This window comes from Pedobacter sp. UC225_65 (genome assembly GCF_042698365.1).
In the GTDB taxonomy this organism is placed as follows: domain Bacteria; phylum Bacteroidota; class Bacteroidia; order Sphingobacteriales; family Sphingobacteriaceae; genus Pedobacter.
This window is the reverse complement of record NZ_CP170550.1, coordinates 2711234-2732655: the sequence shown is the minus strand read 5'-3', so window position 1 is coordinate 2732655 and position 21422 is coordinate 2711234. Positions and strand designations below refer to the sequence as shown.

Here is a 21422-nt window from a genome sequence, read left to right as displayed (position 1 = left end):
TCATGACTTCAAGAAGAGGATTTATCAAGGCAGGTGGTTTGGCGTTGTTTGGAATCAGTTTAGGTGGTATACCTGGCTTTTTGGCCGATGCTGTTGCCGGAACGATTACACCTGGCCTATATCAGAAACGGAAAGTAATGGTCTGCATTTTCCAAAGGGGCGCAATGGATGGGTTGATGGCCGTAACACCTTTTACGGACGAATATCTAAAAGCAGCACGCCCGAATTTGTTTATGTCGGCCGCACAAGGTGGGAAAACCAAACCTTTGATTGATTTGGATGGGAAGTTTGGTCTGCACCCAGCAATGAGTGCTTTCGAGCCGATGTTCCGCGAAAAACGGATGGCAATTGTACATGGCATAGGTTCGCCCAACAATACGCGTTCGCACTTTGATGCCCAAGACTTTATGGAATCGGGTACGCCGTTTAACAAGGGCACAGAAAGCGGTTGGTTGAACCGTGCGGTAGGTTTGCTTGGCCATGATGCTGCTACACCTTTTCAGGGTGTAAGTTTAACTTCTTCATTGCCAAGGTCTTTTTATGGCAATAATCCAGCTGTTGCGATCAGTAACCTGGCAGATTTCAATATCCAGTTAAAAGGTAACCAAGCAGGTGCCAACATGGCTTCAAAAAGCTTCGAAGACCTTTATGACCAAACTTCTTCTGGTTTGCTCAAAAATACCGGCAAAGAAAGTTTTGATGCCATCAAGATGCTCAAAAAAACAGACCCAAAAAATTACACACCAGAAAATGGGGCCGTTTATCCAAATACAGCCTTGGGCAATTCGTTAAAACAGATTGCCCAGTTGATCAAAATGGATGTTGGAATGGAGGTTGCCTTTACCGAATCGGGTGGTTGGGATACCCACTTTAACCAAGGGGCAGACACTGGTATATTTGCACGTAATGTGAACGATATAAGCAATTGCATCATGGCATTTTGGACAGATATGGGTCGCTATCAGGATGAAGTAACCGTAATGACCATGACCGAGTTTGGACGTACGGTAGCACAGAATGGTACAGGCGGAACCGATCATGGACGTGGTTCTTGCAACTTTATTTTAGGAAATGGTGTAAATGGAGGCTTGGTACATGGTGTGGTCAACCCTTTAAGTAAAGAAAACTTAGAAGATGGAAGAGACTTACCGGTAACTACCGATTTTAGAAGTGTATTTAGCGAAGTTGCAGATAAGCATCTTGGGATCAACAACGATAAAGTTCTTTTCCCAGACTGGACAGGAAAGCAGATCGGCGTGATGCGAGGAGCCTAAGCAACTTGTAACTTATTTGATAAGTAAACCCCTACAGGCGTTAAAAGGCCTCTAGGGGTTTTGTTTTATTGTTAAAACAAGCACAAAGTCTTATCTTTCGGGCTAAACTATTTAACAGATAAATAATGAAAACTAATCAAACTTCCCTAAAACTTTCTGTGATTGGGCAGGCTACAAAGCTCTTTTTTGTAGCGGCAATGCTGAGCAGCAGCATTACTTTTGCACAAACCCAGAGCAAAGACCCGATTATTGAAAAGATCGTAAAAGAAGCAACCGAAAACTCTCAACTAGAAAAGTTGGCGCACGAACTTTTAGATCAGATCGGACCACGTTTAGTAGGCACACCACAAATGAAACAGGCAAATGACTGGGCAGTGGCTAAATACACAGCTTGGGGCATCCCGGCAAAAAATGAGCAATGGGGCGAGTGGAAAGGATGGGAGAGAGGTATTTCTCATATCGATATGGTTTATCCAAGGGTAAAGTCTCTAGAAGGCATGCAGTTGGGTTGGAGCCCAAGTACCAATGGTAAAACCTTAACAGGCGAAATGATCATCTATCCTGATTCTACCAGATTCGGTTGCTTTTACCAGTTGGATCAAAAATGTAAAAGGAAAATTTGTAATGTTCTCGATGAACCAGCCAACTGGTCGTCCGGATTATAACTGGCAAGAATTTGCTACGCCAGAATCATTTGAAAAAATGAAGAAAGACAGAACTGCGCAAACCAATGCATGGCGCTCACGCATCAGCAAAACAGGTTTAAACTTAAAAGCCCTAGCTTTGGCTTTTGAGCAGAATGGTGCTTTAGGTGTGGTAACCAGCAATTGGTCATCGGGTTTTGGTGTAAACAAGATCTTTGGTGCAAATACAACCAAGATTCCTTCAATTGATATTTCGTTAGAAGATTATGGTCTGCTTTACCGTTTAACAGAATCGGGCATTAAACCAAAGATCAGCGTACGTACAGATTCAAAAGAATTGGGTATGGTACCTACTTTCAATACCCTTGCAGAAATCAAAGGAACAGAAAAACCAAATGAATATGTGATGTTGTCTGCCCACTTCGATTCGTGGGATGGTGGTACAGGAGCAACCGATAATGGTACAGGCTCTATTACCATGATGGAAGCGATGCGTATCCTTAAAAAAATCTATCCTAACCCAAAAAGAACAATCTTGGTTGGCCATTGGGGTAGTGAAGAGCAGGGGCTGAATGGTTCAAGAGCATTTGTAGAAGACCACCCAGAAATTGTACAGAACATCCAAGCGTTGTTTAACCAAGATAATGGAACAGGTAGGGTGGTTAATCTTTCAGGTCAAGGGTTTTTAAATGCCTACGATTATTTAACACGTTGGTTGGCCAAAGTTCCAGCAGAGATCAGAAATGAAATCAAAACTTCTTTCCCAGGTTCTCCTAGTGGTGGTGGTTCAGATAATGCTTCATTTGTAGCAGCGGGTGCGCCTGCCTTCTCTTTAAGTTCTAACAGCTGGTCGTATGGCAATTATACTTGGCATACCAACAGAGATACGTATGATAAGATTGTTTTTGATGATGTAAGAAGCAATGCGATCCTAACTGCAATATTGGTGTACATGGCTTGCGAAGATCCTGCAACTACATCGAAAGTAAAAAGCGTATTGCCGCCTAACCCTAGAAACGGTGAGCCAGGTAAATGGCCTGCACCAACAAAAGCTACTCGTAAGGGTGGTGTAAACTAAAATATTTTAAACAAGCATTAAAAGCATCTCAGTTGATCGGGGGTCTTTTTTATAGACTTATCCTTATGTTAAAAAAATCAACTTTAGTTATTGTACTCTTAAGCTTGGTGTACTGTCAATTTACAAAAGCTCAAAAGGCGGATGAATTAAATAGCCAGCCTCCAAAGGCCATGCAAGAGTTTAGGGCAGCTTGGATCGCAACCGTAGCCAATATCAACTGGCCAAGTAAACCCGGCTTGAGCACAGCCCAGCAACAGCAAGAAGCAATTGATCTGCTCAATCTTTTACAACGCTTAAACTTTAATGCCGCTATTTTACAGATCAGGCCACAGGCAGATGCTTTATACAAAAGTAGTTTAGAACCTTGGTCGTACTTTTTAACAGGTGCACAAGGCAAGGCTCCAGACCCTTATTACGATCCTTAGAATTTTGGGTAGAAGCCGCACACGACCGTGGAATGGAATTGCATGTCTGGTTAAACCCTTATCGTGCGCACCATACTTCAGGTGGCGAAGAAAGTGCGACCTCTATCGTTAAAGCAAAACCAGAACTGGTGGTTAAACTAAAAGATGGCCAATATTGGATGGTACCCTTCAAAAAAAGAAGTCCAAGACCACTCTGCTGCGGTAGTTAGGGATATTGTAAAACGTTATGATATTGATGGGGTGCATTTTGATGACTATTTCTATCCTTACGAATCCTATAACGGTGGTGCGGATTTCCCAGATGGGGAAAGTTGGAATGCCTATTTAAAAGGTGGTGGTAAATTGAACAGAGGCGATTGGAGAAGAGCAAGTGTAAATACGTTTATAGAAAGGGTATACAAAGAAATCAAGGCTGAAAAGAAATATGTGAAGTTTGGACTGAGCCCATTTGGAATATGGCGCCCCGGATATCCAGAATCTATCGAGGGTATGGATCAATACGATAAGTTGTATGCCGATGCCAAACTTTGGCTCAACAAAGGCTGGATAGATTATTTCAGTCCGCAATTGTATTGGACAGTGAATGCCCAAAAATTAAGTTTCCCTGTGCTGTTAGGCTGGTGGCAATCTGAAAATACCAAAGGCAGACATTTATGGCCAGGAATGAATGTGGGGCTTGGTGGTGATGATAAAAATGTTGATGAAGTGATCAACCAGATCATCATGACCCGAGGGATGATGCCCAATAGCAAAGGCGCGCTGCATTGGAGCATTGCGGCTTTGGTTAAACACGAAAAGCTACGACAAGGATTGTTGGATGGACCTTATCAAAAGCAGGCGCTTGTACCTACAAGTGCATGGCTGGACAATAAAGCACCACAGAAACCAATCGTAACGGTAGCACCAAAAGACTCTTTGTGGCAGATCAGATGGAATCATCCAGAAATTAAGGATGTATTTAAATGGGTAGTCTATTTTAAATATGGAGAGAAATGGAGTTACAAGATCATGAACCGTAAAGATGCAATGTTGGATATTTTGGTAGCCATCAACAGAGGTACAACAGGAAAGGATAAGATTCCTTTAGCTGCATTTGGGGTAACGGCGGTAGATAGAACAGGCAATGAGAGTGAGTTTGTTGAACATAAAATTGGACAATACAGAGACTGAGAATGAAAACACACTCAAAAGAACAGATCGAAGCTACTGCTAATGCAATAAAGCAGCATTTTATTCCTAAAAACGCTGAAGAAAATACATTTAGCTTTCATTTTACCATTCCCCCATCTTCAAATTATAAAGTTTGTTACGAAAAAGATGCAAAAGGAAATTGGAGCTTAACCAGCTATGACACTGATGATAAGCTGTAGATGTGATAAATAATGTTGTAATTGCTTAATGGATCAGTAGTATTTGGAATGAAAGTTGCTAAACGCTTTTAATATTATGATAATATAATATATTTGTCCAATACTTAAAAAAACAATGCTATGAAGAAAATTTTTATTTTAACAACATTATGTTTAGCTACAGTTGTAGCTTTTGCGCAAAATCCAATCAAAAAGGGCGACAAGGTATTAAATGCTGGTTTAGGCTTTAGTTCTTTTGCAACGCCAGTTTATGTAGGATTAGAATTCGGTGTACATGAGGATATCTCGGTTGCTGGTGAAGTTTCTTACCAATCTAAATCTTATGGTTGGGGTAAGATATCTGCATTTGGAGTTTCTGCAAAAGGAAATTATCATTTCAACAGAATTTTAGAAATTGATGAAAAATGGGATTTATATGGAGGAATAGGCTTAAACTATTATAACTTCAGTAATAAATACGATGTTTCTGGATATACCTACAGTGGAAAATATGATTCGGGTATTGGTTTTGATGCCCAAGTTGGCGGTAGATATTTCTTTTCTGAGAAATTCGGTGTGAACTTAGAATTTGGCGGCGGTAGTAACCTAAGCGGTGGTAGATTCGGTATCAGCTACAAATTATAATTCACTGCAATTATAGAAAAAGCCCATCCTTGTTTTAAGGATGGGCTTTTTTATGCACCAATATCGTTGGGTAGTGATGTTTAACTTATTTGATCAACGATACCTTTCTGTTGTAGACTTTGTTGCCCACCTTTACCTTTAACACATATACTCCTGCAGCAAAGGAATTGAGATTGATTTTATTGGTATAACTCCCCGTATAATTTAGCTTTTCTTCTTTAAAGGCAACTTGTCCGAGTAGGTTGGTCAGCAAAATAGATATATTGTTGGTTTGTGCCACCTCAAAATAGATGTTCAATTCGCCATTTGTAGGTACAGGATAAGTCTTTAGGTTGATTTCGTTAGTAGTAGATGGCGAGTTGATGTCATAGATGCTGATTTCTTGAGATTTTACCGTACAACCCGTAGCAAGTGTCACTTCAACATAATAGGTGCCGTTTTGAACAGCCGTATACTGTGGGTTGGTAGCGCCAGCAATTATTTTTCCATTCAGATACCATTGATTGTTGGTTGTAGCACTAGAAGACAATTGTGCCCCACTTCTTGTAGCTGTAACTGTACTTAAGGGCACCTGCACCCTTGTGCCCCCTAAACATCCTCCAGATTTTACCTTTATATCGTATAAATAATAATAGAAGGTTTTAAAATAATTGGCATTGCCATCTAATGAAGCCGTGTTTCCAGTAATACTGAAAATATTCAATGCAGTATTGTAAGGATAGTTGGTATTGGATACGTTGTTTCTAAAGAGTGTTGCCCCGCCTAGGTATTCTACATTAATGGTATAGGCACCTGCATTAGGAAAGTTAAGGTTCAGTGGATAGGTCTGTCCTTGGTCGGTGAGGTCGTTAGGTGTGGCATCAGGGCCTGGCACAGCTTTGGTTGCCGTTACGGTTAGCAATGTAGAAGAAACGGCAATCCCTGATGAATTGACTACGGTAAACCGCACCTGCCCTGAGTTGCCCACATAGATTTTGGCACTTTCAATCGTCATTGGTGCGAGTACATTGACAGATATTCCTGGAGTGAACTGGTTATATCCACCATCACCAATGTCGTTTTTGTTTTTAGGACCGATGTCTGCCTTAAAATCATTTACCCCAACCGAATAGGTATTGTTCTCTGGTGCAGTTGTTGTCTTAGCTGAATTGCCAAATGCAACAGGTGTCAGATCAGTGTTGTTCTTGTACCAAAATGCTGTACCACTGGTATTCGATTTTAAACCATAAGTATTCAAGGCACTACAGAGATAGGCACTGCTTTCAGTTGCTACAGGAGGTATACTGGTTTGTACGGTACTGCTCAATTGGTCATTGGCCGATATTTGGTCGGTACTTAAGCTTGTTTTAGCGGCCAAAGTATAGGTTTTCCCTGCTTGGGCATTAAAACTACCAGACAATGTCACATCTGCTTCACTTAACGGGGTAAGTGTACCTGTATAAAGGGTGGTTAAAGTTGCTACAACAGTTGCGTTTTCGGTAACGGTAACAGTAATGGGTACATTGGTAACGTTCTGTGTACCTAGGTTTTTAATGGTTACCTTAACGCTTTGCGCAGGGTTGGCACAGCCTACGGCAGTTGGATCGATGATGGCCTTCATCGCCACATCAATTGCGGGGTTTAAAAATTTAACCCGATAATCCTGTGTCTCGCCCTTTGCATAAGCTCCACAAGGCAATACATTGGCCGCTAAATTTGTTTCAGTTAATACTACTCTCAACAAGGAGAAATTGTTAATGGTAACCGTTTGGGGTATAGTAATGTTTGTGGTATAGTTGCCCGTGCCATTGATCACGTTAGTTGTAGCAACCAATTCGTCGGTTTCATTGAAATTGCCATCATTGTTCCAGTCTATAAATACTTTGGCAATCTTATCGGCATTGGCACCACAGGTGCCCAAGGTAAGGTTGAGTGGGTAAGTTTTTCCTTTTTCTAATTCAATGGTCTGTGCAGTAAAATCAGAATAACTGGTGCAGGTTGTATTTGGTGTGGTATTGTCTACATTGGCTAGCTTGAAATTGTTGATTTTTGTATCAGCGGTGCTTGTTGGGGCAGATGCACAATAAGCCGAACCTCCTGTTCCTGTAATTACTATCGAAAAAGCTTGTGGGCCTCGTTGCAGTGTACCTTTATGCGTTACCGTAAACGTATAACTTTTGCCCGGTGTGGCATTGGCAATGTAGATCTGTTCTACATTGTCTCTAAAATTATCACCTGTGGTTGCTGCTGCCGAGGGGTTGGCAGGGTCGAGCACCCAAGGTCTATATGTGGTAGCACCCTGAGTTGCTCTTAAGTCTAGGTCGTTGACCAAACGGAGTGAACCATTATTTAAAGAGGTCAAAGTTGGAACAGGCGTAGCCTCAGGATCTGTCCAGCAAATGGTGGCCACCAATGGGCCATTGCCGGAAGCTACTACACTGATCGTTTGGCTGGTTCCTTGTGCAATGGTATTTTCGTTGATGATACTTTTACTGCCTTTATTCAAGATAGCCTTGGCGGCATCTTCCATGTTGAGCAGACCCCATCCGTAGATATAGTCTGGACCAGGATTGCTTCCAGCTTCAGTAGCTGTGCCAATAACCAAGGCTTTTAAAGTGGACGATCTCATATAAGCACCACTATTTTTTTGGCTGTATAATTCCTGTAGCAATACCAAAGAACCACTCACATTTGGAGCAGACATTGATGTCCCGGATAATGTAGTATAAGCGGTATTGCTAGCATCACTGGTAGAAGTTACACTTACGCCATCTCCAACGAGGTCTGGTTTAATCCTGCCATCGTCTGTTGGCCCCCAACTGCTAAAAGAAGAGATCTGTATACTAGCAGGATTAGTTGGCCCATAAGGTAATGGGTTAACAGCACCAACAGTTAAGATGTTTTTGGCTGTACCTGTGGTTGCAATAATATCATAGCCATTGTTAGAACTTATGCCTGCTGGTCTGTTTCCGGCATCAGCCATTATTCCAGAAGTGTTGTAACGATAATAAGGTGCACCCACTGCAGGGCCAGTCTGGTTCCTGTTGTTTCCAGCAGATTTTACGGGTAGATAATATGGTGCATTGTAACAGATCAAGTCCCAGTCTTTGGCTGAGCTGTTGTAATATCCAAATTTATAATCTTCATTCGCATCAGCAGCTCCCCAAAACTCCCAACGGGCAGGGGTAACATCGTCGTTGTAGTTCCAGCCCGAAATTGCACCATAAGAATGGTTGGATATCAACAAGGTAGCGGCATTGGCCGACATTTCTGCAGCATCGTTATTGAATTCAAAAGAGTAAAGCTGAGGAAGCGCAAAGGCCATTCCTTTAGCTGCGGCATAAAGCCCAGTAGCCATCATGGTACCTGCAACATGTGTAGAGTGCGTAGAAGTGGTTGAGGCATTGTCTTTGGTCACTACGCGGTTGATCAACTCAACATGGGTCAATAACACGGCTCCGCCATCCCAAAGGGCTACCTTGCCGTTTCCGATGGTACTGCCACTTAAGTTTAAACCTAAGGCGCCACCTACATATAATTTATTGGTGCCAGTGGTAGCTGCGGCAATACTGTTGTTATAGGTAATGAAGTAAATCGGCAGACCTAATTCATCAATGCCTTGCAGGGCTATGATATCACCTTTTTTGGTCACCTTTAAAGTTTCCCATCCTTTATCTTTTGCAACAGCAAATGCCATTTGCCTATTGTCGTCTAATTTCTGCTGTAGAATCAAGCGCATTCTGACTTAAAAAGCTTAGATTGGTTCCTTTGTTGACAATTTGGGCATAAGAATTGGGAGACACTATCAAAAATAGTGCGGCAAGTGTAAGAAAATATAGTTTTAGGTAAAAGTTTTTTACCATAGGATGCGTTTAGAATGAATAGATGACATTAGAATTTGATATGAAATATACAATAATATTTTTATTTGCATTAGGTAGTTTGTCTTTAGCCTCTTGCTTAATGATCAAAGATGGAAAACCAAGCATTCAACAAGGTGTTTCTGGTCGAGTTTTATGGTTGCAGGGCAATGTAATGCCTTCGCCAGATGCCCCTAGCAGAGGTACAGGGAAAGCAGCAGAACGTAGGCTACACATCTATGAAGTAACAAAACTAGATCAGGTAGAAGGGCAAGCCCCTTTGTTTACCAAGGTGAACACAAGATTGATTGCCACTACAAAGACAAATAAAGATGGCTATTTCCAGTGCAAATTGAAACCCGGAAGATATTCGATCTTTACGGTTGAAGAAGAGGGGAAATTGTTTGCGAATCTATTCGAAGGAAATGGAGAGATCGCTCCCTTTGAGGTAAAAGCAAATGGGGTAGTTACTTATCATATTACCATTAACCATAAAGCTTTTTATTAACCTCTTTAAAAACAGTTACAGAGTTTTTTCTGGCTTCTAATGGTATTCAGGTAATAGCCTATGGAAATCTCATGAGAACCATTATCATAATTGGCCAATTTGCTTAAACTGTAATCATAACCGTACCCAATCCTGAAGTTTCTTTTCACAAAAAACTCAGTGATAAAACCGATGGCGCTTTGACTCGATAGGTCATTTTGGAGGTTCTTTTTTGGGTAGAGTTTAACAGAGGTACGGTACAAGGCACCTACCCATATCTTTTCCTTGAACAATAAAAAGGCATTGAGGTCCATAGATGTAGGCCCATGCAGATCATCCTTGATCAAAAAAGCTGGTTTAAAAATCAGGTCTTGGTTTACTTTAAAAAAAGTAGAAGAAGTGAGGTAAAAATGAGGTTGATCTTCATGTTCAAGATATTGAAGTCTTTGGCAGCATTTAAGTATTGTGACACCAGATTATTCGCAGAAAAGCCTAAAAAGAACCGATCTGATGTGTATTGGATGCCTACCCTTACATCGGGGGCCGTTCTTTTTTCATATCCAACCGGGATGCGTAGGTCGCCGATATCTGTTGGGTCTAGTAAGGCGCCGTTTAAACCGATTTGTGTTACGCCAACACCTAAGCCAAAGGCAAGCGTTTTGGTTTCTTCGCGGTCTAGTTTGATGCGGTATACAAAATTGCCCACAGCATTGAGCGAACTTTGTGCCCCTATCTTGTCTTTGGTAACAATCGCTCCTAAACCAATTTTTCCTTTGTAGGCTGGCGCGTCAATAGAAATAGATAAACTTTGTGGGCCACCTTTTATACCAGTCCATTGCGACCTGAAAAAGGCCTGCATGTAAATTTCATCCTTATAGCCAGCATAAGCAGGATTAATGTATAACCCATTAAAAATATATTGGCCATATTGTGCATTCTGTTGTGCGAACAAGGGCAACAGCAGCATATAAAATAAACAAGTTAGAACAATCCTTTTCATAATTCCCAAATTAAGCTCGGCTGATGATTAATGGATTACAGTAACGTAACCTTTAAATTCTTGCCAGGTGTTAGTAGGTGTTTTTATTCTGAGTACATAGAAATAGGTTCCATCGCTCAACCCATCGGCCCTCCAATCGTTTTGATAACCTTTTTTCTCGTATACAGTACTTTGCCAACGATTGATCATCTTAATTTCGTTGGTTTCGTAAAGGTTTAGTCCAACAATTTCAAACGTGTCGTTTTTGCCATCGCCATTTGGTGTAAAAACATTAGGGATGGTAATACCTAGAATAGGCTTCACATCAGTAGAACTATTGTTGGTTAGATTAGGGTCGGTTTCATTGGCTGTAACCGTTGCGGTATTTCTATAGATGCCGTATTTATCGGTCTTGACCTTGATCTTGAGGTCGGCTGTAGCACTGCTGTCCATCTGTAAAATATTCCAGGTAACGGTTCGACTATCCAAGTTGTAAGTTGCCGTTCCAACCAGTGGGTTGATCAGACTTTCAAATGTCAGCCCTACGGGTAATATGTCTTTTACCTTAACCATGTTTGCGGTTTTTGGCCCGTGGTTTTTAACGCTTAGTGTATATTCAAATGGATCATTTGTACTTACGGCTCTGAGTTCTGATGTTTTGCTGATGGCCATGTCTGCAGTTATTGATGTACTGGGCTGATCTACAATTACAATTACGGGGTCTGAAGGTACAGAAGCACAACCCTCATTGTTATAGGTGATCACCGTGTATTTGCCCGCTGTTGAAACCACATAAGTTGAAGATTTACCATCGGCCTGTATTACACCATCTTTTAACCACTGATAAGTACTGGCATTGGCAGAATTAGCTGTGAATTTGATGGAAGAACCAGGGACAATCGTTACTGTTTGCGAAGAACCAGATTGCGCAAAGCCTACCGTCGCAAAAAGCGACAGCAGACCTGCTACAATACTTATTCTTAGACTAAACATGGACCAAACTATTTAATTAACTAGCACTGATGGTAATTACTGGTGCCGCTGGTGCGCCGGTTACGGTAACGGTTTGCGAAGTAGAAGTTGTTGGACAGCCTGTAGTGCCCAATAATGTGCCAGTAAAACCTGTTTTTTGTTTATATTTTACAGTGCCTGTAATTACATACGTTCCTGCTGCAGTAGCGGTAAGGGTAAATGCACCAGTAGTGGCATTAATGGTACCCACGGTTGTTCCATTTACGGCTGTACCACCATCTTTTACTACACTGTAACTATATTCGGCTTCTAAATCTGTAGTATAAGGTGCACCAGTTGGGAATGCCCCTAGAGTTGGTGTAATTACCGAAGTGTTGACTGTAGCTGATGAACCGCAATAACTTGGGTTGGTTGGTGTGGCAATGGTAAGGGTTAATGCTGGAAGTACGATGAAATCATTGACCACATTATTAGGCGCACAAAGCAATGGATCGGCCAATGTAGTCAATAAAATAATCTGATATGTACCTGTAGATGGCAAACTGGTTGGCGCTGTAGCGCTTGGGTAACCAGAAATAGAGGTGCCTCCCTGCTTAACATCCCACATGTAACTTGTACCTGCTACAACAGGTGCACTTAGATTTAAGGTGGCTCCAGCACACACATAATAGGTGGCAGAGAAGGCTGTACTTGAAATGAATAAAAGCAGAGCTAACAAGCTTGATTTTAAAAGAGTAGATTTTGTTTCCATGTTGTTTGTTTTTTAAGTTTTTAGATATTAAGAGATTAATTAGTTCGAAGTAATGGTTAAAACTGGTGGTGGTTGTAAAGGATTAACCGTTATGGTTACCTGTTTTGCCGTATTGGGGGCATTTTCACATTTGCCCGTTCCTTGCACGGTAACCCAATATGAAGTGGTTACTGTGGGGCTAACGCTCAATTGATTGGTTAAAGACAGCGGACTACCCGTCAGTGCAGCATTGGTATACCATTTAAATGATGGACTGGTTATGGTTGCGGTACTTGCTGTTAAATTAACCGCAACACCTGGGCAAACCGTAGCGCCTGTAGAGGTAATGTCGCTGGCAATCGCTCTCGGGTTTACCGTCAGTTTAACTTCATTAGAGTACATGTCTTGCGGACAGGAAGCATTACCACCAGAAATCTTAGCCCTATACCATCTATTGTTCATGGCGTTGGTTACCGCAGCAATGTTTAACGTATTAGTGGTGCCAGATGGGGCATTTGTCCAAGTGCTGTCGGTTGTGTTAAAATATTGCCATTGGTAACCTGTAATCACACCACCAGCCGAGGCCGTTGCAGTGACATTGAAACTTGCAGCATTTCCTTCGCAAACATTGGTAGAGTTGGCTGTAGTAGGCTGAACCGTAATGTTGGGGATTGAAGGAGACAGGTTAACCTCGTAGATCTCAAGGCATCGCCCAATACCCCAACAGCGGCAACGCCTTGGTCAAATACCACCTCAAGTCTGTCAAACTGTACACCGGGTTTAAAAGTGAAGTCTAATTTTTTATGACTTGGACTACCATTGATCAGCACTAGGTTCAATAAATTCAGCTCCAGTAATGTAGCTAGGCTACTAAGGTTGCTTTGGTAAACAGGGGTTGTTGAAGTACCATTATAGGCATTGAACTTAATGGTAGTCAATTTGAGCAGGTCTAAGTCAATCAAACTGCCCTGAATGCCCAATTGTAGTCTTACCCCATCATTAGCTGTAGCTTTATGGTCAAAGTAGAAACTTTGGGCCACCGAGTTGGCTACACCTACACTTGCCAGTCCAGAAGAAAATGAAGAGTAATCGCTTGCATTTCCATTTATGGCCTGTTGCGGATTGGCTACCAATTGGCTCAATGTTAAGCCGCCTACTCCAGCGGTATTTAAGGTGATGCCACCAAGGGCCTCCCCTGGACTGGTAAATTGCGGGCTGGTATTACAAACACCTCCATCTGTTTCGGTAAAGGCGTTATAAACGTTCACATTTATTTCTGCCGCAACATTGGCAAGACTTAGTCTGGCGGAAAGGCTACATTTAGTCTTACTGAGTTATAGGCTGCATCTGGAGTTACCCTTGCATACCAATCTCCAGCAGCATCCAACAATAATTTTGTAGTAGAAGTACCGGCTACCGAACCATTATTTTCAAGACCATTATAGGGATTGGTACAAAGCGTATTGAGGGTTGCGGTATTCAATTTATAATTGGCAGCACCAGAATATGCTGTACCCGTAATGCTATTTAACTCGATTATTCCAAGTAATCCGCCAACTGCTAAAGTTATTCCTGTATTTGTAGGACGCCCGCCTAATTTAAAATAGGTGGGGGTGTTGGCTGCTATTGAGGCATTTGAAGTATTTCTGAATTGCAGATAAGTGTCTGCACCTGACCCTAGAGCACCTAATAGTCCAAAATTACGAGAAGCGGTAATTGTAGTCGAATTTGAGGTTGAACCTGTTAAAATGGTTTGGTCTCCATAATAAAATTGAAATTTATTAGTTTGAGCACCAAGTAAACATCCCCAGGCTTCAGTTAGCATTGGGCTAGAAAGACCAGCAGTTCCTGTGCCTAGACCAATTAAACTACCAGCTTGTACTTTATTCCCTGTTTTTTGCCCGGTAAGATAGGTCTTTGTTTGCCCCTTCGCCTCCTTGTTCAACATGGACATCAATACTGTAGAGAGTATCAAAATGAACAGGCGATATGGAGCTTTAATCGTGAACAAGGGAGAGAGATAGTTTAGTCTAAAAACAACGCTAGCGTGTTTAAATCGCTATTGTTAACAGTAAAACTAATTATTGTTTGAGCCCTTATGCCTATTCATTTTATTCAATGCAAATGCTGTTCAGCTGCAAAATGAATAAAATGGTCAAGAAAAAATCGCTTTTATTACTTATATATTATAGGCTATTGCAATGTCTTTTTTTGAAACAAAAAAGATCAGTTTAGGCATACCTTGTTAGGGTTGAAAAAGTTTGATTTTCAGCCGTTTTTAATGACAAAGATTGACAGGTTTTTTGATGGTAGACTAGGCGGTGATGCCTTCTCTTTTTAGGATATATTCGTAAATACCTTCAATCGGTTTTTGTAAGATCTTACCTACTTTAATGCCATTTTCGGCAAATACGGCTCTTAGTTCATCACGGTAATAATAGGCAATTGAACCTACAAAATTACATTCTAAGGTTTTGTAGGCCTTATAGTCTTTTACGTTGGTATCTATAAACTCCTGAAAACCATCCTTCAGCATTTGTTGGATAAAAGGATGTTCCTTATGGCCAATCATGAAACGGCTAAAGGTAGCCAGATAAGAGTTAGGGAAAGGCTTTTGATAGATGTTGTTGATTACGATGTCTTTGGTTACTTCAAAAGTCTTGGCAAATATTTCACTCAGTTCGGCTGGCATGGTGTGGTACAGATACGAAGTCAGCACCTTTCGTCCAAAAAAAGTACCAGAACCTTCATCGCCCAAAACATAACCTAAGCCATGTTTACCGCTATGTACATTTACCCCATCAAAATAAGAGATGTTAGAGTCTGTACCCAAAATACAAGTCAGGCCTTTTTTATCACCACAAGTGGCATAGGCCGAACCAATCAAATCGTCATCTACACTGATAAAGGCATTGGTGAAAAAAGCAGAGAGCCCATTAGAAATGATTTCGTGTTTGTCTGGAGTAGAACAGCCGGATCCAAAAAAATACACTTCTTTGATTGCAGTAGCATAAGCAGATAAATCTCGGTTCTTACTCAGAATCCTCACCACATCGTGTGCGTTTACAAAATATGGATTAATGCCTTGTGTACTAAAAGAAAGAGTGTGGGTTGGGCTATATGCCATCCAATCTGTTTTGGACGAACCGCTATCTGCAACTAAAATCATGGACTAAAAATAGGAATTTATTGAATATTTAGCGTTCCGCTAAGCTCTTTTAATGCAATTTCTGCCAATTTAGATTGATATTGTACTTCTAAATACCTGTTGTTGGCATTGATCGTGTTTCTTTGGGCCTCTCTTAACTCTAATGGAGCAATACTGCCCAAACGGTATTTTTCTAAAGTAATGTCCAAATTCTGCTTGGCAATATCTACATTACCTCTTTCCAACTTAACCAGTTCTAGGTAAGTACTGTAATTTTGATAAGCACTGGCCAATTGCGCACTAATGTCCTGTTTTACTTTATCGTAGGTAAGCTCAGAAGAATTGATGGCAATCTTGGCATTTCGTTCGTTCTGGCGCTGTAAAAAACCATTAAAAATATTGATGCTTGCCGTTACTCCATAGGTTAAACCATTGGCCCTAAATTTGGTATTAAAGCCAGTAGGGCTGGTACTCCTGTTAAAGTCGTATCCACTGTTCAAGCTAATTTGTGGGTAACGTCCGGCCTTTACTTGTTTTAAGTTAAGGTCTGCAATCTTTTTGTTGATGAAGGCACTCTGAAGATCAGGATTTAAGGAAGCCGTCTGTTCTGTTAAAGCAGCATAGTTGAGATTTTGGTCTACATCAATCTGATCATCTACCGCAAACTTGATATTTACATCTCTGGCCAATAGTTGGTTTAAGGTAACGATATAGGTAGCCAACAGGTTTTTCTGTTGAAGATAAGTAGATGTATCCGTATTGTAATCTACCTTGGCCGAAAGTACATCCAGTTTAGAGCCACGACCAATGTCTAATTTGTTGTTGGCAATCCTCAATCGCAGGTTAGAAATATCGATGGCACTATCTGCCGCCGCTACCAATTGTTGTTGTTTGGCCAAGTTGTAATAGGCCGCAACCACATCAGATATGGTAGTCAAAATCTGCCCTTTTGCTATCACCTTACCTTGTTGTTCCAAGGCTTTTAAACGGTCGTAATTGGCAAACATCCTGAAACCATCAAAAATGGTCCAGTCTAATCCTACGCCATAAGCCATATTGGTACTTCTGGCTCCATCTGTTACCCGTTCTGTGCCTGTAGACTGGGTCTGTACCGTGTTTTGTCTACTTCCGCCTGTACTAAAAGTACCAACCGCTACTGGCAATATGCCCGCATTGCCTAAATTTACATTGTTTTTGGCAATGGCTACTTCATTGTTGACCAGTTTGATATCGTAGTTGTTTTTTAAAGCAATACCAATGGCATCTTGCAAGCTCAATCGTTCTTGTGCAAAGGCCAGCTGATCTGCGCTTGCCAGCCATAGGGCGATAAAGCATATAATGTACTTGGTCTTCATCTTAATCATTTAATTTTTTTGACTGTGCCTCATCAGCTTCTGCCGCTGCCAACGATTCTTTTAAATCTTTATTCTCTTTGTGTTCCTTGCTCCAATACGAATAGATTGCAGGGATTACAAACAAGGTCAATATCAAGGAGAATAAGGTGCCCCCAATAATAACGGTACCCATACTCATACGGCTTTTTGCTGCGGCACCTAAGGCCATGGCAATAGGCAGGGCACCAATGGCAATGGCCATACTCGTCATCAGGATAGGGCGTAACCTAGAAACGGCCGCTTCTCTAATGGCTTCTTGTACAGGTTTGCCTTGTTCTTTCAATTGGTTGGCAAACTCTACGATCAAGATTCCGTTTTTGGTTACCAGACCGATTAGCATGATCGTTCCGATCTGGCTAAAGATATTCCAGCTTTGGCCACATAGCCACAGTGATAAAAAGGCTCCTGCTACAGCCATCGGTACGGTTAAGATGATAATGATGGGATCTTTAAAACTTTCAAATTGTGCCGATAAGATCAGGTATACCAATAATAAAGCTAAACCAAAAGCGAACATGGTATTAGATGAGCTTTCCTGAAAATCTCTCGATTCGCCACTTAGATCGGTAGAGAAACTTTCGTCCAAAACTTTGGCCGCAATGTTATCCATGGCTTTGATCCCATCGCCAATACTTTTGCCCGGTGCCAAACCTGCAGAAACGGTAGCAGAGATGAAACGGTTATTCCTGTACAATTGCGGTGGACTACTTTCTTCTTTGGCAGAAACCAAGTTATCCAATTGGATCAATTGGTTTTTGTTGTTCCTTACATAGACCGAACTCAAGTCTAATGGATCTTTACGGTCGCTCACATCATATTGTCCGATTACCTGATATTGCTTACCGTTCATAAAGAAATAAGAGAAACGCTGTCCACTGAGGCCCAGTTGTAAGGTTTGGGCAATGTCTACAATAGAAACACCCAAGTTTTTGGCCTTATCCCTATCAATGGTCAGATTGATTTCTGGTTTGTTAAATTTAAGGTTTACATCAGAGGTGGTGAATGTAGGGTCCTTCGATACCTCATCCATAAACAAAGGCACTTTTTCTCTTAGCTTTTCAAAATTTTGTGCTTGTAGGATATAACTGATCGGTAATCCGCCACGTCTACCTACAGAAATGGTAGGTTGCTGGGTAACGGTTACTTTTCCTTCCGAATATTTTTTGGTGATTTTGGTCAGCTTATCGGCAATCTGTTTTTGGCTACGCTCACGGTCACTAGGGTCGGTCAAGCCCATCCGTAAAAAGCCAGAATTGGTCGCACCAGCACCGCCAAAACCTGGAGAAGTAATGGTGATCAATACATTTTTTTCTGGTACCGAATCGATCATCATTTTGTTCAATGTAGAAATAAACCCATCCGTATAGGTAAATGAAGAACCTTCTGGTGTGCTCACATTTAGGTTAATGGCACTTCTATCATCGTAAGGAGCTGTTTCTTTTGGTAAGAGCTGCCAGAACAGTACAATCAAGCCCACACACACCAGGATAATTGGTGCGGCAAGCCATCTTCTGCCTAAAAACTTATTGAGGTTCTCTTTGTACGATTCGTTCAGTTTTACAAAATAAGGTTCTGTAAAATTATAGAACCTAGAAGGGGTATGCCCACCTTTTTTCATCAGATAGGCATTCAACATTGGGGTCAAGGTCAACGAAACAAATGCCGAGATCAGTACCGCGGCTCCGATCACTACCCCAAACTCTCGAAAGAGCCGCCCAACAAATCCCTGTAAGAAAATTACGGGTAAAAATACAGCCGCCAGTGTAATGGAAATGGAGATTACCGCAAAAAAGATTTCGTTCGAACCTTTGATCGCCGCTTCAATAGGCGAATAGCCTTCTTCAACTTTTTTAAAGATGTTTTCTGTTACTACAATCCCGTCATCCACCACCAATCCTGTAGCCAATACAATGGCCAATAAGGTTAATACATTGATCGAAAATCCAAAAATGTACATGATAAAGAAAGTGGCGATCAACGATACCGGAATATCAATCAATGGCCTAAAGGCAATGGCCCAATCTCTAAAGAAAAGATAGATGATTAAGATTACCAGTACCAAAGAAAGTAGAATGGTTTCGGCTACTTCCGTTACCGATTTTTTAATAAATAAAGTACTGTCTAGCGAAACATTCAGTTTGATGTCTTGTGGCATATCGGCCACTAGTTTATCATAGCGTTTGTAAAATTCCTTGCTGATGTCAAGGTAATTGGCACCAGGCTGTGGAATGATACCTACGGCCACCATTGGTTTACCCGATTCTCTTAATACTGTTTCTTCGTTCTCAGAACCAATCTCTGTAAGGGCAACGTCCTGTAGCTTCACCACATTGTTGCTGTCACTTTTAATGATCAGGTTGTTGAACTGCTCTGCAGTAGTCAATTTACCCAAGGTTTTAACGGTCAATTCTGTTGCTGCACCAGTAAGCTTGCCCGAAGGAAGCTCTACGTTCTCGGTGTTCAACGCAGCTACAATATCTTGCGAAGTTAATCCATAAGCGGCCAGTTTATTAGGGTCGATACGGATACGCATGGCATATTTTCTTTGCCCTTGGATCTGCACACTACTTACACCTGGAATGGTCTGGATCCTATCGGCAATTACGTTCTCGGCAAAATCACTCAGGTCGGTCACGCCTCTTTTGTCGCTCTGGATCGTCATAGAGATGATCGCATCCGAGTTAGCATCGGCCTTACTTACCGTTGGTAGTCCATCAATATCTTTTGGCAGGTTACGTGCAGCTTGCGATACTTTATCACGGACATCGTTCGCAGCTTCGTCAATGTTTTTGTCCAAGTTAAACTCAATGGTGATGTTACTCGTTCCTTGGTTACTTGAGGATGAAATATTTCTGATCCCATCAATAGAGTTGATCGATTTTTCTAGAGGTTCGGTAATCTGCGATTCGATGATATCTGAGTTTGCTCCAGGATAGGAAGTCCGCACGGATACTACGGTCGGGTCAATGGAAGGATATTCCCTGATCCTAAAAAGTTATAGCCAATTACCCCGAAGAGGATAATTACAAGGTTCATTACAATGGCAAGAACCGGGCGTTTGATACTGGTGGTCGAAATGCTCATTCCTTAGTTTTTGGCAGTTTTACTTTTACAGGAGCATCAGGTTTTAGCGACATTGCACCGGTGGTCAACACCGTATCGCCTACATTCAATCCTGAGGTAATCACAATTCGGTCGGCCGTTCTTGTTCCAGCTTCCACTTTAACTTGTTTGGCTTTTCCATCCTTGCTAATGTAAACCATCTTTCCTTTAAGTACGGGGATGATTGCTTGCGTAGGGATGAGTATTGCATTAGGTAAAGTGCTCAGGGCCAATTTGATCTTGGCAAAAGAACCCGGGGTCAATTCGCCACTTGCGTTTTGGGCCAGTGCTTTGATCTGTAAGGTTCTGGTCTGTTGGTTGATACCAGGCTCGATGGCAAAAACTTTTCCTTTAAAAACTTTTCCAGAAGCATCGGTGGTAAAAGAGATTTCAGAGTTCAATTTGATCTGTCCAACATATTTCTCTGGAACCGAGAAGTTGATCTTCACAGGGTTGGTGCTCAATAGATTTGCAATCACCGTAGAAGAGGTCAGGTAATCGCCAGTAGAAATAGACCTTAAGCCTATCTTACCACTAAATGGTGCAACGATTGATGTTTTTGCCAATTGTGCCCTGATCAGTGCGGCTTGTGCCTGTAAAGATTTAAGTCCCGCCAATGCGGTATCGTATTCTTCTTGGCTAATGGCGCCTTTTTGTAAAAGTTGTTTAGCCCTATTTTCGTTGGTAGCTGATAATTCTTGTTTGGTCAATGCATCCCGTAATTGGGCCTGGATGTCTCTATCGTTTATTTTAACCAATACAGCACCTTTATTTACATTGCTGCCTTCTTTGAAAAAGATGCCTGTAACCAGACCAGAGACTTCGCTCCTTAAAACTACAGCTTCGTTGGCCTCTATACTGCCAGAAATTTCAAGGTCGCTATCAAATGCACTTGTTTGTACCACAATGCCTTCAACAGTCATGCCTGGTGCACCGCCTTTGCCGTCTTTACCACCCTTTGCACCTTTAGCACCAGGGCCACCTTTACCGCCACCGGCGCCTTCGGCTTCGATTTTTTTATTTTCAGAAATTCTATAATAGACTAGATAGGCGATCCTATAACAAGTAGGATGTAAACAATATACCTGATTTTCATTAGTGCGAATATGATAAGGTTAACGTACAAAATTATTTATTTGTTTCTCTTATCTTTTGATGTACTAAGTATGTTACAGCATATTTGGGAAATAACAGCTAAAGAAAAGTTAGAAATTATAAATTTGCCTCAAAACATTTATGGTTATGTTTGTAAAATCAACTACAATATAATCATATACAGGGCTTTGACCAGCTTTGGATAACCAAAAAAATAATTATACGAATGAAAAAATCAATTTTAGGATTAGTAATTCTACT

General features: G+C 41.4%; 19 protein-coding genes and 1 pseudogene. 8 read left to right on the top strand and 12 right to left on the bottom strand.

The window, feature by feature from the left end; translation table 11 throughout:
* The first annotated feature begins 2 nt into the window (after positions 1-2).
* The 7 genes from ACFJIZ_RS14275 to ACFJIZ_RS14245 all read left to right on the top strand — a co-directional run bounded on the left by ACFJIZ_RS14275 (position 3) and on the right by ACFJIZ_RS14245 (position 5415).
* On the top strand, positions 3-1274 hold the full coding sequence (locus ACFJIZ_RS14275) for a DUF1501 domain-containing protein (RefSeq protein WP_379085276.1): 1272 nt from the start codon (positions 3-5) through the stop codon (positions 1272-1274).
* A gap of 125 nt (positions 1275-1399) precedes the next feature.
* Positions 1400-1939 (top strand): hypothetical protein, encoded by a 540-nt coding sequence (locus tag ACFJIZ_RS14270; protein WP_379085273.1) that lies wholly within the window; start codon positions 1400-1402, stop codon positions 1937-1939.
* Positions 1908-2996 carry a M20/M25/M40 family metallo-hydrolase gene (locus tag ACFJIZ_RS14265; RefSeq protein ID WP_379085270.1) on the top strand — a complete coding sequence of 363 codons (1089 nt, stop codon included), beginning with the start codon at positions 1908-1910 and terminating at the stop codon, positions 2994-2996. Before ACFJIZ_RS14270 ends, ACFJIZ_RS14265 begins: the two co-directional genes overlap by 32 nt.
* A gap of 65 nt (positions 2997-3061) precedes the next feature.
* Complete coding sequence (locus ACFJIZ_RS14260; protein ID WP_379085267.1) at positions 3062-3421, top strand: family 10 glycosylhydrolase; 360 nt, start codon at positions 3062-3064, stop codon at positions 3419-3421.
* 144 nt (positions 3422-3565) lie between these two features.
* Complete coding sequence (locus tag ACFJIZ_RS14255; RefSeq protein ID WP_379085264.1) at positions 3566-4591, top strand: glycoside hydrolase family 10 protein; 1026 nt, start codon at positions 3566-3568, stop codon at positions 4589-4591.
* Between the two features lie 2 nt (positions 4592-4593).
* The gene (locus ACFJIZ_RS14250) at positions 4594-4791 is read left to right on the top strand and encodes a hypothetical protein (RefSeq protein ID WP_379085261.1); all 198 of its coding nucleotides are present in this window, start codon (positions 4594-4596) and stop codon (positions 4789-4791) included.
* 120 nt (positions 4792-4911) lie between these two features.
* Complete coding sequence (locus tag ACFJIZ_RS14245) at positions 4912-5415, top strand: outer membrane beta-barrel protein (protein ID WP_379085258.1); 504 nt, start codon at positions 4912-4914, stop codon at positions 5413-5415.
* 85 nt (positions 5416-5500) lie between these two features.
* Here the strand turns inward: ACFJIZ_RS14245 and ACFJIZ_RS14240 are convergent, their stop codons facing one another.
* Complete coding sequence (locus ACFJIZ_RS14240) at positions 5501-9133, bottom strand: S8 family serine peptidase (RefSeq protein WP_379085255.1); 3633 nt, start codon at positions 9131-9133, stop codon at positions 5501-5503.
* A gap of 164 nt (positions 9134-9297) precedes the next feature.
* Between ACFJIZ_RS14240 and ACFJIZ_RS14235 the strand changes: the two genes are divergently transcribed.
* Positions 9298-9762 carry a hypothetical protein gene (locus ACFJIZ_RS14235; RefSeq protein WP_379085252.1) on the top strand — a complete coding sequence of 155 codons (465 nt, stop codon included), beginning with the start codon at positions 9298-9300 and terminating at the stop codon, positions 9760-9762.
* A gap of 5 nt (positions 9763-9767) precedes the next feature.
* Here the strand turns inward: ACFJIZ_RS14235 and ACFJIZ_RS14230 are convergent, their stop codons facing one another.
* The 11 genes and pseudogenes from ACFJIZ_RS14230 to ACFJIZ_RS14180 all read right to left on the bottom strand — a co-directional run bounded on the left by ACFJIZ_RS14230 (position 9768) and on the right by ACFJIZ_RS14180 (position 20989).
* The gene (locus ACFJIZ_RS14230; RefSeq protein WP_379094045.1) at positions 9768-10205 is read right to left on the bottom strand and encodes a type IX secretion system membrane protein PorP/SprF; all 438 of its coding nucleotides are present in this window, start codon (positions 10203-10205) and stop codon (positions 9768-9770) included.
* Positions 10118-10741, bottom strand: a complete 624-nt coding sequence (locus ACFJIZ_RS14225; protein WP_379085249.1) for a PorP/SprF family type IX secretion system membrane protein — start codon at positions 10739-10741, stop codon at positions 10118-10120. Before ACFJIZ_RS14225 ends, ACFJIZ_RS14230 begins: the two co-directional genes overlap by 88 nt.
* A 27-nt stretch (positions 10742-10768) precedes the next feature.
* Positions 10769-11713 (bottom strand): gliding motility-associated C-terminal domain-containing protein, encoded by a 945-nt coding sequence (locus ACFJIZ_RS14220; protein ID WP_379085245.1) that lies wholly within the window; start codon positions 11711-11713, stop codon positions 10769-10771.
* Positions 11714-11729: 16 nt separating this feature from the next.
* The gene (locus tag ACFJIZ_RS14215) at positions 11730-12443 is read right to left on the bottom strand and encodes a hypothetical protein (protein ID WP_379085243.1); all 714 of its coding nucleotides are present in this window, start codon (positions 12441-12443) and stop codon (positions 11730-11732) included.
* 39 nt (positions 12444-12482) lie between these two features.
* A complete protein-coding gene (locus tag ACFJIZ_RS14210; RefSeq protein ID WP_379085240.1) occupies positions 12483-12992 on the bottom strand; it encodes a hypothetical protein in 510 nt (169 codons plus the stop codon).
* A complete protein-coding gene (locus ACFJIZ_RS14205; protein WP_379085237.1) occupies positions 12989-13690 on the bottom strand; it encodes a hypothetical protein in 702 nt (233 codons plus the stop codon). Before ACFJIZ_RS14205 ends, ACFJIZ_RS14210 begins: the two co-directional genes overlap by 4 nt.
* A gap of 29 nt (positions 13691-13719) precedes the next feature.
* Positions 13720-14433: a hypothetical protein gene (locus ACFJIZ_RS14200; protein WP_379085234.1), complete on the bottom strand. Its 714-nt coding sequence runs from the start codon at positions 14431-14433 to the stop codon at positions 13720-13722.
* 303 nt (positions 14434-14736) lie between these two features.
* Complete coding sequence (locus ACFJIZ_RS14195; RefSeq protein WP_379085231.1) at positions 14737-15591, bottom strand: N-acetylglucosamine kinase; 855 nt, start codon at positions 15589-15591, stop codon at positions 14737-14739.
* 17 nt (positions 15592-15608) lie between these two features.
* Positions 15609-16925 carry a TolC family protein gene (locus tag ACFJIZ_RS14190; RefSeq protein WP_379085228.1) on the bottom strand — a complete coding sequence of 439 codons (1317 nt, stop codon included), beginning with the start codon at positions 16923-16925 and terminating at the stop codon, positions 15609-15611.
* 1 nt (position 16926) lies between these two features.
* A pseudogene (locus tag ACFJIZ_RS14185) lies at positions 16927-20048 on the bottom strand (efflux RND transporter permease subunit).
* Positions 20045-20989, bottom strand: coding sequence for an efflux RND transporter periplasmic adaptor subunit (locus tag ACFJIZ_RS14180; RefSeq protein WP_379085225.1), 945 nt, complete (start codon positions 20987-20989; stop codon positions 20045-20047). The pseudogene ACFJIZ_RS14185 and the gene ACFJIZ_RS14180 overlap by 4 nt, the downstream one beginning before the upstream one ends.
* Positions 20990-21422: the final 433 nt, after the last annotated feature.

What these genes read in the sequence shown, in the direction of transcription:
- ACFJIZ_RS14275 (WP_379085276.1), top strand. Translation starts at nt 3, where the DNA reads ATGACTTCAAGAAGAGGATTTATCAAGGCAGGTGGTTTGGCGTTGTTT.
- ACFJIZ_RS14270 (WP_379085273.1), top strand. Translation starts at nt 1,400, where the DNA reads ATGAAAACTAATCAAACTTCCCTAAAACTTTCTGTGATTGGGCAGGCT.
- ACFJIZ_RS14265 (WP_379085270.1), top strand. Translation starts at nt 1,908, where the DNA reads ATGAACCAGCCAACTGGTCGTCCGGATTATAACTGGCAAGAATTTGCT.
- ACFJIZ_RS14260 (WP_379085267.1), top strand. Translation starts at nt 3,062, where the DNA reads ATGTTAAAAAAATCAACTTTAGTTATTGTACTCTTAAGCTTGGTGTAC.
- ACFJIZ_RS14255 (WP_379085264.1), top strand. Translation starts at nt 3,566, where the DNA reads ATGGCCAATATTGGATGGTACCCTTCAAAAAAAGAAGTCCAAGACCAC.
- ACFJIZ_RS14250 (WP_379085261.1), top strand. Translation starts at nt 4,594, where the DNA reads ATGAAAACACACTCAAAAGAACAGATCGAAGCTACTGCTAATGCAATA.
- ACFJIZ_RS14245 (WP_379085258.1), top strand. Translation starts at nt 4,912, where the DNA reads ATGAAGAAAATTTTTATTTTAACAACATTATGTTTAGCTACAGTTGTA.
- ACFJIZ_RS14240 (WP_379085255.1), bottom strand. Translation starts at nt 9,133, where the DNA reads ATGCGCTTGATTCTACAGCAGAAATTAGACGACAATAGGCAAATGGCA.
- ACFJIZ_RS14235 (WP_379085252.1), top strand. Translation starts at nt 9,298, where the DNA reads ATGAAATATACAATAATATTTTTATTTGCATTAGGTAGTTTGTCTTTA.
- ACFJIZ_RS14225 (WP_379085249.1), bottom strand. Translation starts at nt 10,741, where the DNA reads ATGAAAAGGATTGTTCTAACTTGTTTATTTTATATGCTGCTGTTGCCC.
- ACFJIZ_RS14220 (WP_379085245.1), bottom strand. Translation starts at nt 11,713, where the DNA reads ATGTTTAGTCTAAGAATAAGTATTGTAGCAGGTCTGCTGTCGCTTTTT.
- ACFJIZ_RS14215 (WP_379085243.1), bottom strand. Translation starts at nt 12,443, where the DNA reads ATGGAAACAAAATCTACTCTTTTAAAATCAAGCTTGTTAGCTCTGCTT.
- ACFJIZ_RS14195 (WP_379085231.1), bottom strand. Translation starts at nt 15,591, where the DNA reads ATGATTTTAGTTGCAGATAGCGGTTCGTCCAAAACAGATTGGATGGCA.
- ACFJIZ_RS14190 (WP_379085228.1), bottom strand. Translation starts at nt 16,925, where the DNA reads ATGAAGACCAAGTACATTATATGCTTTATCGCCCTATGGCTGGCAAGC.
- ACFJIZ_RS14180 (WP_379085225.1), bottom strand. Translation starts at nt 20,989, where the DNA reads ATGACTGTTGAAGGCATTGTGGTACAAACAAGTGCATTTGATAGCGAC.